This window comes from Bacteroidetes bacterium GWF2_43_63, from assembly GCA_001769275.1.
Taxonomy (GTDB): Bacteria; Bacteroidota; Bacteroidia; order Bacteroidales; family DTU049; genus GWF2-43-63.
The window spans coordinates 261856-277538 of the sequence record MEOQ01000040.1 but is presented as its reverse complement, the minus strand read 5'-3'; the positions used below and the strand labels follow the sequence as shown (position 1 = coordinate 277538).

14 protein-coding genes are annotated in these 15683 nt (G+C 43.0%); 6 read left to right on the top strand and 8 right to left on the bottom strand.

Features of this window, described 5'->3' with window-relative positions; genetic code table 11:
• Nucleotides 1-7: 7 nt before the first annotated feature.
• The 7 genes from A2W93_03425 to A2W93_03395 form a co-directional block, all read right to left on the bottom strand.
• Nucleotides 8-1363, bottom strand: a complete 1356-nt coding sequence (locus A2W93_03425) for a hypothetical protein (protein OFY53708.1) — start codon at nucleotides 1361-1363, stop codon at nucleotides 8-10.
• Between the two features lie 108 nt (nucleotides 1364-1471).
• Entirely contained in the window at nucleotides 1472-2311 is an 840-nt protein-coding gene (locus A2W93_03420; protein OFY53707.1) for a hypothetical protein, read from the bottom strand.
• Between the two features lie 2 nt (nucleotides 2312-2313).
• Nucleotides 2314-4659 (bottom strand): TonB-dependent receptor, encoded by a 2346-nt coding sequence (locus A2W93_03415; protein OFY53706.1) that lies wholly within the window; start codon nucleotides 4657-4659, stop codon nucleotides 2314-2316.
• A 15-nt stretch (nucleotides 4660-4674) separates the two neighbouring features.
• Entirely contained in the window at nucleotides 4675-5409 is a 735-nt protein-coding gene (locus A2W93_03410; protein OFY53705.1) for a hypothetical protein, read from the bottom strand.
• Nucleotides 5406-6572, bottom strand: a complete 1167-nt coding sequence (locus A2W93_03405) for a hypothetical protein (GenBank protein OFY53704.1) — start codon at nucleotides 6570-6572, stop codon at nucleotides 5406-5408. Before A2W93_03405 ends, A2W93_03410 begins: the two co-directional genes overlap by 4 nt.
• Nucleotides 6569-7756, bottom strand: coding sequence for a hypothetical protein (locus A2W93_03400; GenBank protein OFY53703.1), 1188 nt, complete (start codon nucleotides 7754-7756; stop codon nucleotides 6569-6571). The genes A2W93_03405 and A2W93_03400 overlap by 4 nt, the downstream gene beginning before the upstream one ends.
• Nucleotides 7753-9207, bottom strand: coding sequence for a hypothetical protein (locus tag A2W93_03395; protein ID OFY53702.1), 1455 nt, complete (start codon nucleotides 9205-9207; stop codon nucleotides 7753-7755). The genes A2W93_03400 and A2W93_03395 overlap by 4 nt, the downstream gene beginning before the upstream one ends.
• A 158-nt stretch (nucleotides 9208-9365) precedes the next feature.
• On the opposite strand from A2W93_03395, the gene A2W93_03390 reads away from it, so the two are divergent.
• The 5 genes from A2W93_03390 to A2W93_03370 all read left to right on the top strand — a co-directional run bounded on the left by A2W93_03390 (nucleotide 9366) and on the right by A2W93_03370 (nucleotide 13376).
• Nucleotides 9366-9620, top strand: a complete 255-nt coding sequence (locus tag A2W93_03390; protein OFY53701.1) for a hypothetical protein — start codon at nucleotides 9366-9368, stop codon at nucleotides 9618-9620.
• Between the two features lie 118 nt (nucleotides 9621-9738).
• Nucleotides 9739-10728 carry a hypothetical protein gene (locus tag A2W93_03385; GenBank protein OFY53743.1) on the top strand — a complete coding sequence of 330 codons (990 nt, stop codon included), beginning with the start codon at nucleotides 9739-9741 and terminating at the stop codon, nucleotides 10726-10728.
• A 4-nt stretch (nucleotides 10729-10732) separates the two neighbouring features.
• A complete protein-coding gene (locus A2W93_03380; GenBank protein ID OFY53700.1) occupies nucleotides 10733-11443 on the top strand; it encodes a bifunctional demethylmenaquinone methyltransferase/2-methoxy-6-polyprenyl-1,4-benzoquinol methylase in 711 nt (236 codons plus the stop codon).
• A 54-nt stretch (nucleotides 11444-11497) separates the two neighbouring features.
• Nucleotides 11498-12415, top strand: a complete 918-nt coding sequence (locus A2W93_03375; protein OFY53699.1) for a hypothetical protein — start codon at nucleotides 11498-11500, stop codon at nucleotides 12413-12415.
• Complete coding sequence (locus A2W93_03370; protein OFY53698.1) at nucleotides 12408-13376, top strand: hypothetical protein; 969 nt, start codon at nucleotides 12408-12410, stop codon at nucleotides 13374-13376. The genes A2W93_03375 and A2W93_03370 overlap by 8 nt, the downstream gene beginning before the upstream one ends.
• 569 nt (nucleotides 13377-13945) lie before the next feature.
• Here A2W93_03370 and A2W93_03365 read toward each other — a convergent pair.
• Nucleotides 13946-14143: a hypothetical protein gene (locus tag A2W93_03365; GenBank protein ID OFY53742.1), complete on the bottom strand. Its 198-nt coding sequence runs from the start codon at nucleotides 14141-14143 to the stop codon at nucleotides 13946-13948.
• 106 nt (nucleotides 14144-14249) lie between these two features.
• On the opposite strand from A2W93_03365, the gene A2W93_03360 reads away from it, so the two are divergent.
• Nucleotides 14250-15539, top strand: a complete 1290-nt coding sequence (locus A2W93_03360) for a hypothetical protein (GenBank protein OFY53697.1) — start codon at nucleotides 14250-14252, stop codon at nucleotides 15537-15539.
• Nucleotides 15540-15683 lie beyond the last annotated feature (144 nt).

The window sequence follows — 15683 nt, the reverse complement described above, 5'->3', positions numbered from 1 at the left end:
TCATGTTTTATTTTCCGAAATGAATTCTGTAAATATCCTGATTTCCGATATGCCCATTGGTCTGCGCCTCACGGGCAGTAGCATAAAATCCGGTTAAGCCATCGCGGGACATTGAAAAACCGGTATCGTCAGATGTAGTGTTGATGGGATATCCAATGTTTTCAGGATCCGACCACATACCTTCTTCTGAAAGTGTCGAAACAAAAATATCAAAGCCGCCCATGCTTTTTGTGCAATTTGAGCTGAAGAAAAGAGTGACACCATCATCCAGAATAAACGGATAGTCCTCATCAAACCATGTGTTGACCGTAGGTCCCAGATTATAGGCCGGGCCCCATTCGCCATTGGGCATTTTTTCAGACATATAAATATCAAGGCCGCCATATCCACCCAACCGGTCGCTGGAGAAATACATGACATTTCCATTGAGCGAAACATAAGCGTGGACTTCGTTGTCTTTGCTGTTGATATTTGGATTCAGCTTTTCCGGTTCTTTAAATCGCTTTCCGCTTATTTCAGACGAGTAAATATTATAATCCTTGTTGTTTTTATCTTCGCGGCTGATGAGCAGATATTTTCCACCCTCGCCCATGCTGTTGCACATGTCTGCAGATGCAGTATTCATGCGCTGTCCCATCTTCTTGGGTTTGGAAAAATTATTGCTTTTTATGGTGACCATGTACACATCGGACTTATAGGTATCATTAAGCCATTGTCCACCGGTGGATCCTTTTCGGTCCGACGTCATAAACAGTGATTTTCCGTCAGGCGATAGAAACGGTTGACCTTCGTTGTAACTGGAATTTATCAGCTTAAGATTCTCGACAGAAACATTTTTCAGCTGATTGTCATAATTAACGCGCGCATTATTGACATAATTCATCGATAGCGAAAGTTCCCAAATATAAGCTGCATCTCGATTTTTCTCAGTCAGATACATCCCGAAACGCATCAATGCTGAATCAGCTTTATCAAATTCATACACATTCATATAAAGCTGTCCGAGATATAGCAACGAGAACACCGGAGACGAAGTTTCCTTGTAAGTGTAACTGTAATAGGGGTTGACTTTCTTCGAAGCTTTTTCCATGTATGGCAGTACCACATCGGCCGGGCGGCGCAGATAGTAATAGCTCATGGCAATATAAAAATTGATATTGCAATTCTCACGATCCTTCACCAGCAGGCGCTTGAAACCACGCACGGCATTTTCAAAATAGCCGAAATTATACCATTCGAGTGATTCATCGAACAGAATTTTCCACTCACGCTCCGCAGTCTTGTTTGGATTCTGCGCCTGAACACTGACTGAAGTAGCCTGCAATAAAAAAAATGCAGCCAAAATGATAAAGATTTTTTTCATACCAACGCCCCTTAATGTGACGTAAATATATTAAGAAATCTGAATAATCAGCAATATTTTTTCATCAGTACGAAAAAATGGGGTTATTCGGTAACAAATCAAAGCGACTCAAAAAACATTAAGCACATATTTTCTGTAGCCGGCAACACAACCAAGTCCGTTATCAATGTTTGTAGGTACAATCACGGGTTCCGAAAACGGGTCATCCGTTTGCGACAAAATGGCCCGATGATAATGATAATAATTATTATCGGATGTGTACAAAAACAGCTTTAGGCCAGTAATACCAGAAAGGGTTTCACTTCCGCCCACTAAAATCCGGTCAGAATATTCGCTGCCGCTGAACAAAACATCTTTAATAAATTGAACACTCTCCGGATAAATCGTATAAACCGCAGTATCGCTTGAATACGGGTCTACATAATTGAATTCCGCAGCAATGCGATAGAAGTTTTCAACGGTCGCAATGTCGGTGAATGAATAAAGAATGTAATAGTCATAGTAGGTAAATCCGTCATAACCCTGATTTTCAACCGAGTCAATTCCTTTATACAACAATGATTCATTTCTGATGAGAGGCACTGTACATGATCCAGAGCAAACATTCTCCGTCCCGATCTGAAGCGACACAGTATAAGTTTCACCAGCTACAATGGGCAGCGAGTCAGCCGGTATTAAAAACTTAATATTATAGTCGCTGACACGTGAGAGCTCGATTCCATTGACAAAAACGTGTGCCTGCGAAATCCACGAAGTGTCGTTATCACTATCGCCAAACACAGGTTCTGAGCGGTCAACATAGACAATAACCGCGGTGTCTTCAGGCGACAAATATGAATGGATTACATAATGTGACTCCGATGCAGGAACATCAACATTTGTTACCATGTCCTCGCAGGATGAAAACAAAGCCAGCAATGCAATTAAAAAAATGTGTGTCTTTTTCATGGTCAGAATTTTATGCTATATGAAAATGACGGAATCATTGGAAACAGAGAAACCTGCTTTAACTGATTGTCACCAGTTATGTAGTTGTTTTCGACATAGTAGAAATAGGGATTGTGCCGGTTATACATGTTGTACATGCCAATTTCCCAGGTGTGAACAGTCTTTTCGCGCTTCTGATGGTGTTGCAGACCAACGTCCAGGCGATGATAAGGATTAAGGCGAAAACTGTTTTTCGGTCCATAAAACGATGTGTTGTAATACGGATAAGCATTGCTGCCAGCATCATGAGAAATAGCATCATAGGTTTCAACAGGCAGATTTAAAGCGTTGCCGGAACTGAATACCCAAACACAGCTAACCGTAAATACATCATTGATTTTATGCATATTCACAATTGAAATATCATGACGACGGTCGTATTTTGCATAGTATTTTTCACCACTGTTGAGCTCGTCAAACTGAAGCTGAGTCCAGCTGAGCGTATATCCTACCCACCCGGTCCACTTGCCTGTTTTTTTCTGTAGCAGAATTTCAGCCCCATACGACCAGCCCTGACCTGCAGTGATGTTTTCTTCCCAGCTGAATTGATTGGCATCGGACGGATCATTAATCATCATAAAGCTTGCGCCTTCGCGATACCCAATCACATTATCGCTTTTTTTGTAATAACCTTCTATTGTAAGAGCAAGACCTTTTGGAAGATCGCGGGCATATCCCAGTGCAGCCTGCCAGGCCTTCTGCGGTTTTATGTTTTTAGTTGAAGGGACCCAGAGATCAGTCGGCAGGCCCATTCCGGTGCTGCTCAGCAGGTGGACACTCTGGTTCATCATTGTCCATGAAGCCTTCATGCTGGAAAGTTCAGTGAGCATAAAACCAACAGCAACGCGCGGTTCCGGGCTAATATAATGGCATGAGTCTGTAATAAAATCAAATGCTCTCATACCCAAATTGCCACGCCAGCGGTTCCATTTCCATTCGTCTTCGATGTAGATTGAATTCTCAAGCGTATGAATGGAACTGATCTCCGAAACAAAATCATCAGTGCTGGTCATTTCGAGAACAACGGCAGAAGGCTTGAAACGGTGCCATGTTGATTGCATTCCGTAGCGAATAGTGTGATAAGTATTGGGGTAATATGTAAAGTCGTATTTCAGCCCCAGATCACGAATTCCGCTCGAATAATCGAGACTGAACCGGGAGTCGTCGTATTCTTCTTCTTGATAAATATTCAAACCGTAATTGCTGAAAATCAACGAAGCGTTGGAAAAGACTTTGTTTGAAAAGACGTGATTCCATCGCAGCGTAGCTGTTGCATTTTCCCAGAACATGCCTGCCTTAAACCGCGAACTGTTGGATGTAAGATTGTTGGCTTCGGCAAAATGAAATTTATCGCGACCAAAATATCCACTCAGATAAAGCCGGTTTTTTTTATCAAACTCGTAATTTATTTTTGCATTCAAATCGTAAAAATAATATCCAAAAGTGCCGTTTTCTTTATTCATGAACGGTCGCATAAGTGCGTCGATATAAGTCCTGCGGCCGGATATCAGAAAGGATGATTTGTTTTTAATAATCGGACCTTCGAGTGTCAGTCGCGAAGAAATAATTCCGATGCCACCTTCTCCACTGATTTTTTCGCGGTTTCCATCTTTCATATTCATGTCAACCACCGATGATAAGCGACCACCATAGCGAGCTGGGAAGCCACCTTTGATGAGTTCGATGCTTTTTAGTGCATCGCCATTGAAAAGACTGAAAAATCCGAAAAGATGATTTGCATTATATACCGTAGCATCATCAAGTATAATCAGGTTCTGATCGGGTCCACCGCCACGCACATACAGACCACTGCTGCCTTCATTTCCTTTCTGAACACCCGGCAATAATTGCAAAGCTTTGAACACATCCTTTTCGCCAAGCAGCGCTGGAATTTCCTTTACATATTCAACCGGGAGCTGGAAATTACTCATTTGCGCGTTATCGCTTACTTTATTGAGCACCGAGTCGGTAATAACGACTTCTTTCAATTCAACATTGGGCGACAATGTAATGTCTTTTTCTGCATTTTCGCCCGGCTTCACCCGAATGCTTACGGCGGAAAATCCAACATATGAAAAAACCATTTCGACTTCTCTATCGCTGCTGAATGTGATGCTATAAAAGCCATAAGCATTACTCACTGTGCCGGTTTTCAAAGAAGGAATATAGACATTGACACCGATGAGTGTTTCGCCCGATCCTTTTTCTGTAATACGGCCGCTTATTGTGGTTTTCTGCTGTGCCACAGCAAATGCAGGCACAAGGAGCAAAAGAAAAAAGAGTATTTTCTCCCGGGAAAAATTAATCATACAGACTGTTTTGAATTATCGGACTTCGAAAACGAGATGCACGGTGATGGATGCGGTTTTTTCCTGCGAAGTGGTATTAAATGCACCACCCCAGCTGTAATCCTCGTTGCTGTTGCGGGCTGTAATCTGAAAAACGCCCATGTCTCCTTCGAGTAAACGCTTAATGCTTCCACCACTGTTTTCGGCAATTTTATCGGCTCTCAAACGCGCATCTTTCGTAGCTTCTTCAATCAGCTGAAGTTTCAAATCGGACAACTTGGTATAATAAAACATTGGAGACTCGCTGTAAAACTCAACTCCATCGTCAATCAGTCCTGAAACGTCGCGCGACACTTTTTCAATAAGCTTAATATTCTTGGATTCGATTTTTACATTCTGCGTAAGCTGGTAGCCGGTGAATGTGCTTTTGCTGTTTCCGTCGTTGTCGTAAGTGGTCTCGTATTCGCGATTGATTTGCACCGCTGAAAACAGAATCTCGTTTTCCGGAACATTGAGCTCTTTAAGAAATGCCCTGACTTTTTCAACGTCCTTTTTAAGTTCATTGGAAGCCACTTTCATGTCTTTATTAAATTTTGAAAATGATCCATTCCAAACAATCAGATCGGAAGAGAAATTCTTTTCAGACAGTCCCGTAACTTCGACAGTATGCGGTTTCTGACTGCGATTTTTGTAGTTTGTCCCGAGCAGATAGCCGGTAGTAATGATAGCGACAGCGATGATGATTGTGCTGATGAGTGATTTTTCTTTCATGATTCGATGATTTGGTGGATTTTGTCAATTTGTGCTGGCCAGGAATATTTATCAATAACGAATTTTCGCCCATTTATTGCGATGCGTTTTTGTTCGTCTTCATTTTTTAATAATGCAACAATAAGTTCTATCCATTCATGTGCGTCTTCGGCAACAAGGATTTCATCTCCATGTCTGGCTCCCAGCGCATTGTTTGCTAAATCAGTTGTAATACAAGGCCTTTGCATAGCCATAGCTTCGAGCAATTTATTCTGCAGACCGGTTCCGATTTGCATCGGAGCAATAAACAAAGATGAACATTTGTAATACTCACGCGGATCATCGACCCAGCCAGTTACTATTACATGATCCGATGCCAGCATTTTCACACGACTGTGTGGTTTGGCACCTGCTATAACCAGCTCTGCATCGGGTATGCGATCAACAACGCCAGGCAAAACATACTCCACAAAATACTCCATGGCATTGATGTTGGGCGGATACGACATATTTCCTACAAACAACATTGCATGCTTGATTTTGCCTTCAGCGGGTGTATAATGTTGTGTGTCGACTCCATTTGGAATCACATGCACCTTGGCATCACTCACAGGCAATTCCGCCAGATCCTGATCTGTAATAATCAGCGTGTGATCAAACCAGCCAGCAACCATTGCTTCATAGCGCATCAGGCGATTGCCCTCGTTTTTGAAAAACATTTTTGATACTCCGGAAGCAGATGCAGCCCTGCGTTTCATACCCAATGACAAGGTGTCCTGATAGTCAAGAATTTTCACACAATCAAGTCCGCGCGCATATTGCGCCGTTCGGACAAGCTGGCAGAAAACGGCCTTCGGATGCTGATTCCGTGCGGCTTTCCGAACTGCCCGTTTGAGCCGGTTACTGGTGAAATACGCTACCTGGAATGGTTTTCCGGTGAACAAAGCCATCACTGCATGAAGAAAAACAGAAAATAAATGAATCCGGAAAAAATGATATTCACCCGTAACGGACTTTATTTTTTCGATTACATCGTTGTCATAGCGCTCATCATACAAGGCAAACAATGTGATGTCGTAGTATTCGCTAAGTCCTTTTAAAAAATAATACGATCGCAACTTGTCACCTTTTTCAAGTGGCCATGGGATGCGTGGTAATATCACAAATATTTTAGGACGAGTCATGATTTCATTTTTCGCTCAAAAAGTGAAATGAGTTTTTGAGTAATTAATTCAGGAGAATGATGCTGTTTGATAGTATTCATGCCTTCTGAAGCAATGCCATGTATTTTTGCAGGGTCAGAAATAACCTGACAAATTTCGCTTATCATTTGAGTTGCATCGCTGCAAACTATAATGTCTTTCCTGTGAGTCACATGGAGCCCTTCGCTACCCACAGGTGTTGTAATTACAGGAATTCCAAGCGACATGGCTTCGGCAATTTTTATACGCACACCACTGCCAGAAAACAAAGGAACAATCATAGCCTCGAGCGACAACATAAAATTCTCTGCACTTTCAACTTCACCGTCAACAAAGAGGTTGATGGCTTTATTGCTTGTAAAACGCGAAGGCATGTTGCGGCCGGCCAGATGAAATTCCGCAGCAGGAAATTGCATCGAAACCTGCGGCCATACGTGGCTCAGAAACCAGTCTATTCCTTCTGAATTTGGCGTCCAGTCCATCGAGCCGATATGTCCGAAACGAGCTTCGAAAGGCTTTTCCGGACGAGGCGATTGTTTTGATTCTATGGCAAAGGCGATTGTTTCAACATCAGCTTCAGGAGCCAATTTTTGAATTGCAGCAGCATCAATGTTGCTTATAGCTGCTATGGCATCCGCCTGAAGAAAACAGTTGGTTTCGAATCTTTTCAGCTGTTTGGCCAGAATTCTGAGATATCTCCTTTTCAGCATGTTTCCTTCATTGGCTGCAATTCGTTCCCAGATTAAATGCTCAACATTATGAGCACGCAGAATGACCGGTCCGGAAAAATATTTTCTGATCATTCCGAAATAAGGCATCATGAAAATACTTTCAATCAGAACTGCATCAAAGGATGATTTCTGTAATAATTGCTGAAGCTGTAATGCGATTTTGCTGTTGTAGAAACGCGAAATATGGTGCGAACGGTTCAGACATAAGTCTCGAAATGCCGGCCAGATATAAACAGAAGTGTCGAGAAATGAATGCGAGAAATGGCTGATCTGGGTTGCCATTGACTCATTTACAGTGAACTTAGGCGTACTGAGTGTGAATGTATGCACCTGATGTCCGGTAGTCAATAATCCATCCCTGATGGCTTTCATGGCCATCGGCCCACCTTCGGAAGGCGGAAAGGGTGATTTATGACAAACCTGCAGGATTCTCATTCTGCTTTCTTTTTAATTCGAAAAAATCGATTGAATTTTTCTGCAAGCTTGACCCAAGAATCGGTCTCCATCAATGGGCTGTCGGAGGTTGTTTTGATTGTAAGCCAGATGCCGAAAGGTAGCAGGATCATGGAGGAAAGCCACATGCCGAATGCAGGTGACAATACGCCTTCTTTTACACTTTTTTCACCAGTAATCGAAATGATATAATACATAAGAAAAACAATAACCGATACCACCAGCGGCATTCCCAGTCCACCTTTGCGAATAATTGCACCCAGTGGTGCTCCGATGAAAAATAAAAGCAGACAAGCAATTGAAAGCGTGAACTTGCGCTGAATTTCAACCTCGTGCTTGATAAGAATTTTTTTCTTGGCTTCCATTTCCCTGGTATAATTGTCCACCATCATGGAGTTGGCACGCGCCATCCCTATGGCTTCACCAACAGCTGTTTTGTATTGCGTTGGCGAAAGATCATTCTTTATTTTAGAAAAATCACCGGCCAGCGAATCATTTCCAGCCAGTGGTCTACGTTTCTGAAGAAGATAAAAATTGTAGTAATATCCAGAGCCACGAAGCAACTGGAACGAAAACTGATCCTGCCTGCTTATTCTTTCTGTCTCCAGCGTGTCAATAGAAACTGTGAGCTGATCAAGATTCATCATCTGATAATGCTCCTTGAACAATTCTTCGCTGGTACGACTCATAGAAAATGATGAAAGATCAAATCTTATCTGCTCTTCCCGGAAATGAACACGCTGCATCGGTCTCCTGGTCAGACTTTGCTTATTGTTTCTGGTTTCTGTGTAATTCGTTCCATTGAACAATGTAAAAATAAGCGTGCGCTTATCTTCAGTTGTAATCATGGAGCCACTTTCGGATACAGTGACCGATAAGTTGCCGCCCGGTTTTGTGTGGTCATACACCAATACTCTTCGAATGGTCTGACCGTCTTTGTCTTTCTCTCCAACTTTAATTACATATCCGTCAATGTCGCGGTAGAAAACACCTTCCTGAATATTCAGTGCCGGCTTCTGCTCTTTGACATCATAAAGCAAAGAAAACATTTTAAGATTTGCAACCGGCAACACCTGATTGCTGAAGAAAAATGCGACACCACTGATGAGGAGCGATAATACAACCAGCGGCATCATGATTTTACGAAACGAAATCCCGGAGGCTTTGGCAGCAACCAGTTCGTAATGCTCGCCGAGATTTCCGAGTGTCATAAGCGAGGCCAGGAGGATTGCCAGAGGCAAAGCCATCGGAACGAAAGTGGCTGAGGCATAAAAAAGTAATTGACCGATAATCGGAAAATCGAGGCCCTTTCCAACAAGGTCGTCGATGTATTTCCACAGAAATTGCATCAGCAAAACGAATTCCGCAATGCAGAACGTAAGAATCAGCGGCCCAATGTAGGAGCGCAAAACGAGCTTATGCAGTTTTTTCATAATCAAATAAGCAAACAAATGTAATTAAATTTCAGCATTCAGCGTTATGCGTTACAGACGTTACAAGCGTTACAAAGTTACAGACGTTACGGGCGTTGAGATTGAGTCACGCGTCAACGTAAAACGTTGCAGGCAGGAGACGCGCGCCCAGATTGAGGATGAGCGACGAAGCCGTCAAGAAAGCTGCGGAGCACAAAAAGCGCAGAATGCGCGACAGATATTGGCCCGGGATGAAATCCCGGGAATACAAAAAAAAGCAGCAGCCCGACATTGCAATCCGGCACTGCACCCCGGCGGAGCCCGACACCCCGCAAGCAGCGCGGACAGGCGACCTCTCTGCATCGCGAAGCGATCTGAGTGCGTCGACTGACAGACAACCCGCGCGCGCGGAGTACAGGGCGGAGACGGATTAGGGGCCATGAAAAAATAAAAAGCACCGTTCGACAGGCAAGCATCCGGAAGCAAAAATCACGATCCTCAATAAATTCTTATTTTTGCAGTTAATTCATGCACACGGCAAAAACCATTCTTATGAATTTAAGGGACAATCCTTTTCAGAAAAAGAAAATTCTCATCATCGGCGATGTGATGCTCGATGCATATATCTGGGGCAAAGTGGATCGCATCAGCCCTGAGGCACCGGTGCCGGTAGTTTCAGTCGAAAAGCGTGAAAGCCGCATGGGTGGCGCCGCCAACGTGGCACTCAACGTGAGCGCTCTTGGAAGTACCGCTGTACTGGCCGCCGTGCTGGGCGACGATGATAAAGCTTCGCAATTTGAAAATTTGCTTTCCGAAAAAGGAATGCCGAAAAACGGCCTGCTCAAAAGCACAGACCGCATTACAACTACAAAGTTCCGTGTTATCGGAAACAATGTACAGATGCTGCGTGTTGACGAAGAAATTGATTCGCCCCTGCCCGCCGATCTTCAAAAAGAGTTTACATTGCATGTGCAGTCGCTCATTGACTCGAATGGATTCGATGCCATTATTTTTGAAGATTATGACAAGGGTGTGATTGATGCAGCACTGATAGAATCTGTTGTTTCAACCGCATCAAAACATAATATTCCAGTGCTGGTTGATCCGAAAAAAAGAAATTTTCTGCAATACAAAAACGTCACGGTTTTTAAACCCAATCTGAAGGAACTCCGCGATGCACTGAACAAGGAAATTCCGGACGAAATGGATGATCTGGCCGCATTCTGCGAAGAGTTCCGGCAAAAACAAAATATCCGCTATCTGCTGCTCACACTCGGAGAGCGTGGAATGCTGCTCTGTCACCACGAAAACGGAAAGCCGGGCTACATTCATATGCCCACGCGCGTTCGCAAAGTAGCCGATGTGTCGGGTGCGGGTGATACCGTAATTGCAGTAGCCGCGCTGGCTTTGGCTGCAGGAGCTACTGCACAGGAAATGGCGGAGTGGTCGAATATCGCGGCCGGCATTGTTTGCGAATACGTGGGAGTTGTGCCGGTCGACCAGGAAAGATTTTTGAAATCACTGTCCGGGAGCCGCGAGTAAGCACATGAACAATTTCTCCTCCGAAGAAAATAAATCGCGCGAAGTGGTTGAAATGTTTAACGACATTGCGCCAACCTACGATAAAATCAACCGACGTCTTTCTTTCAGCATCGATGTGATCTGGCGCAGAAAGCTGCGGAAGGCCGTGCGAAAATTCAATCCGCAGCAAATCCTTGATATGTCGGCCGGCACCGGAGATCTCACCATTGAACTTTCGAAGCTGAATCCAAAACAACTTGTTGCAGCGGACCCGTCGGAAAAAATGCTTGAGATTGCTGAAGTAAAACTCAGCAAAGCCGGTATTATGGCGGAATTTGTAAAATGCAGCGCCGAAGCAACGCCCTTTGCATCAAGCCGGTTCGATCTGATCACCTGCTCATTCGGCGTGCGGAATTTTGCCTCACTTGAAAAAGGGCTGAAGGAAATGCATCGCATTCTCGCGCCCGGCGGGCATTTCGTGATTCTTGAATTTGGTATGCCAACCAGTTTTTTCTGGCGCAACGTTTATAAGTTTTATTTTAACAATATTCTTCCACTGCGTGGCCGCCGTCTGTCGCGCCACAACAGCGCCTACACGTATCTGAACCAAACCGTGCAGCAATTTCCCTACGGGAAGGATATGGTGAAAATACTGACCAGTTGCGGGTTTGAAACAGTCCGTACAATAAAATTGTCGGGCGGAATTGCGTGGATGTATGTGGGTAGGAAAATATAGATTTCATTAGTTCTATTTTACAATATAATCCTTATTTTTGCAAAAATTCAACTCATGAAAAGTTTACAAAAATGCTTTTTACAAATGCAGCGCAATGTATTAGTAGCTATTTTATTACTCGCAATGCTTACCCCAATTTCATCATTTGCGCAAAGTTTCAGTTCTGAATTGAAAAGCATTCCCCATTCGGGAAAAATCAATGGCAACAGTTGTCAATACATGGATATTGATAATGATGGCGACCGTGATTTCATGTTTACTATGATGAACTTTCCATTATTGTATTCAAACATAGGCAGCTCTGAATCGCCGTCATTTGAAAAACCTCTAAGTATGCCTTTTGAACTTAAAGACATTATGTTTTCAACTTTTATGGACATTGACGGGGATGGAGATCTGGATGCCATCGGCATTTCGTATAAAAAAATGAAAGTAGGCAAAAGAGTATGGCAAATGTATACGAATACAGGAACACCTGAAAAACCACAGTTTTCTGAACCGGTTGCTTTTGAGTTTGGCCTGGATAAAGAATTTGAAAAGTTCAGATTCGTTGATATAGATGGCGATAATGATCTCGACATCCTGGGTGTAAAAAAATCAGGATTAATTTTTCAGGAAAATAAAGGCAATAATGAAACGCCGGAATTTTCAACGAGTCAATCAGAATCGTTTGGGCTGCCGGAGACCTCTGGTGTTATTATTGACTTTGCCGATATTGACAATGACAGCGATTTAGACGCATATTGTTTTGGTAAATTGGATGGCGAAAAGGATGCGAAACAATACATTCAATTGAATAATGGCGATAAAGAAAATCCAGCCTTTTCTGAACTTACTCCTGCTACAACAATAGGAGTTGATGAGTCGCTGGAACATGTTCAGTTCGTTGATATTGATGGCGACGGAGACCTGGATGCTGTGGGTACAGTTAAATACAAACTTTTCTATCAGGAAAATACAAGAATTGAATAGGGGAATTGAAAATTTCAATCTTTCTGCCATGATAACACAATTGATGAAAAATTATCTGGTGCCTTTGTCAGTCCTTTTTGCATGTATTTGCAATCAGGCATTGGCTCAGCAATTTAATCCTGAGAAAACGCGGATTGAGACAAAAGGCCTTTTCAATTCATCGATTAACACATATCCGATGTGTGTTGTTGACATTAACAATGACGGTGACTTGGATTTGTTGGGTGCTAACGATTTTGGCCAGGTAATTCTGGAAAATTGCGGAACATCAGAAATGCCATCATTTGAGTCATCCAAACAGCGCCCGTATGGGTTGAAAGGACTGATGAATGCCACTTATGCTGACATTGACAATGACGGAGATTTGGATGCCTTCGGAATGAAATTCAACGGAATTGGAACTTTTAAAAGTCTAAACCTTTGGAGTGAGAATACAGGGACTAAAGCAGCTCCTGTCTTTGATAAAGCAGTGCCCTGCGGATTCGGGCTGTCTGAAAATTTCTTTTACAAGAATTTTGTTGATATTGACGGCGATCGTGATCTTGATATGATTGGCCTGTATAGGACCGGTCAAAGTGTTAAGGAATCAAGAGTTGCCATGCAGGAAAATGTTGGTACAGCAAAGACACCTGAATTTGCACAAGTAGAATTTGCACCGCTCGGCCTCATAGATAATTCAACTGCTTACATCAGTTTCGCTGACATTGATAACGATGGCGATCTTGATGCTTACTATACTGCTTTTACCAAAGAAACAGGGAAAGCCATTTTTATTCAGTGGAATGAAGGTAATTCAACCGATGCCGAGTTTTCTGATCCGAAATATGTTTATGGGAATATGTTTATCTCATTCGGAGACAACATTTTTGCAGATATCAACGGTGATGGGTTAGTGGAAAATATATTTACAACTGATAACGGATTGTTCTATCAGACTATGATTGAAAGTGAAGAAGAATAATCTTTGATTGCTGCAACGATTCGTCAATTGAAAATCAACAGAATACCTATTTGAGTTCCCGGTCGAGGACTGAGTTTCAGCTATACTGATTCAACCGGGATCTCCTATGCGGCGGACTTCTTCTGTTGATTTTCGCTGCCGACGCTTCGACAGAGTTTATCCCGCTGCCTCCTTCGATACGTTTGAAGCTTGTTTATATTTTTTGGCCGTCAATTCAAACACTCAGGATGAAAGCGGCGGGGCTTAGCGTGACAAAAGCTTTTGTGTCATTTTTTATTTAGGTTGCGAGGCACGCATCGCTGGATGGCTCAGGATGACAGCGGGGGCAAATAAAACTGTCACACTGAGTGATGATGCGCTTAGCATTACGCTTCAGAGGTCTTCATCGTATCGATGTGCGACATATTGAAAACCCGCTGACGTTCTTCGATACATCCGCCAGCTGGCGGACACTCTGAATGACAGCGGACTAGGCTCAGCATGACTGCGGGGCTCAATGTGACAGCAGTGGTCAGTACACGCCTTTATCACTTTATAACTTGCAACTTGAGCGCAACGCGCTGCACATCTCACCCACCCGACATCAGATGCAGTATCATCACATCGTCTCCATCATTGACTGATGCAATATCATAATCTGTTTTGGGAATGAGCTTGCCGTTGATTTTCACGACAAGAAGTTTGAATGAAAATTTCTTCAGTTCCAGAATATCTCTGACAGTCCAGGATTTGCTGTCATCAAGGATTTCCAGCGTGTTATTGAGCATGATTTTCATCGGATTTCTGAAATTGGTTGTACAAACATAAGGGATTTTTATCGATTGTAGCTCATTCAAAACAAAGGGATTTCGTATCATTGCAAAAAATAATATTATGCGAAACTTATTTGTGTTCAGCTTTTTATTTGTATTTGTTTCATTTCTGCAAGTCCGTGCACAGGAACTGAAGCCGTTTCTTGATAAGCTTCAAGGCGTGGAAGTACTCGAAAAAGCTGCAGTTGAAGGATACAGCGAATCATACATTTTAAATGTCAAAATGCCGGTCGATCACAATGATGACAGCAAAGGTTATTTCACGCAAAGAGTGTTTATAACCCACCGCAGTTTCGATGCACCGACTGTGCTTGTAACCGAAGGATATTCGGCTGAGCATGCCAAATATTCATGGTACCTCGAAGAACTCACTTCGCTCCTCAATGCCAATCAGATTGTAATTGAACATCGTTTTTTCGGAAAAAGCATTCCCGAAGGCATTCCATGGAAATATCTGAACGTAAGGCAGGCTGCGGCCGATCATCATCAGATCATTTCAATGTTGAAACCATTTTATAAGGGCAAGTGGGTTACAACGGGCGCCAGTAAAGGTGGCAGCACCTGTGTGTATCACCGCGCGTTGTATCCGAACGATGTGGAAGCAACCGTTTCGTATGTGGCGCCATTCACAGTAGCTGATGAAGATCCGCGCTGCATCACCTTTCTGAAGGATGTGAGTGAAGATTCAATACGCACAAAAATTCATGCTTTTCAACGTGCAGTTTTGAAAAACAGAGAAGACATGAAAAAGTATATTGCCATCGACATGAAAAACGCCGAAGATACTTTGATCATGAGCATTGACAGCACATTAGATTATATGGTAGTTGAATATCCATTCGCGTTTTTTCAGTATTGCGGAAACCCGGCATCTATTCCCTCTCCTGATTCAAAGCCCACTACACTCTACAAACAGTTGAAGAAAGTAATTCCACCTACGACCTACGGAATTCACGATCAGCAGGGCACGGGAGCGTTTTTTGTCCAGGCCTACAACGAAGTTGGATACTATGGCTACGATACAATTGGTCTTGGTGATCTTCTTTCAATCAAATCAAATTATATCAGCAATCGCATTCTGGTACCAAAAGACGTCGCAATTCAATATAAGCCTGAAATGCTCGAGATGGTGCGGAATTACATTAAGTCGGATGCTGAGAATATTATTTTCATTTACGGAGAAGATGATCCGTGGAGCGCAACAGCAGCGGTTTGCGGCGATAATCAGAAAGTTGTTTTTGCCATGGATAAAGACAACTGCCACAATGTGCGCATTTCCGATATGCCTGATGATGTAAGAAATAAAATTATTTCGTCGCTCGAAGAATGGCTGTCTGTGGATATTAAGTAGAAACTTTCGTTACAGATCGTGGAATTTATCACGCTGAAAGCGGGAGGCGTTACACGTTACAACTTTCACTGGCGCGGATTATAAACTTTCACTGGCGCGGATTTGCAATCCGTGCCAGGCATTAACTGTCACGAATTACAAATC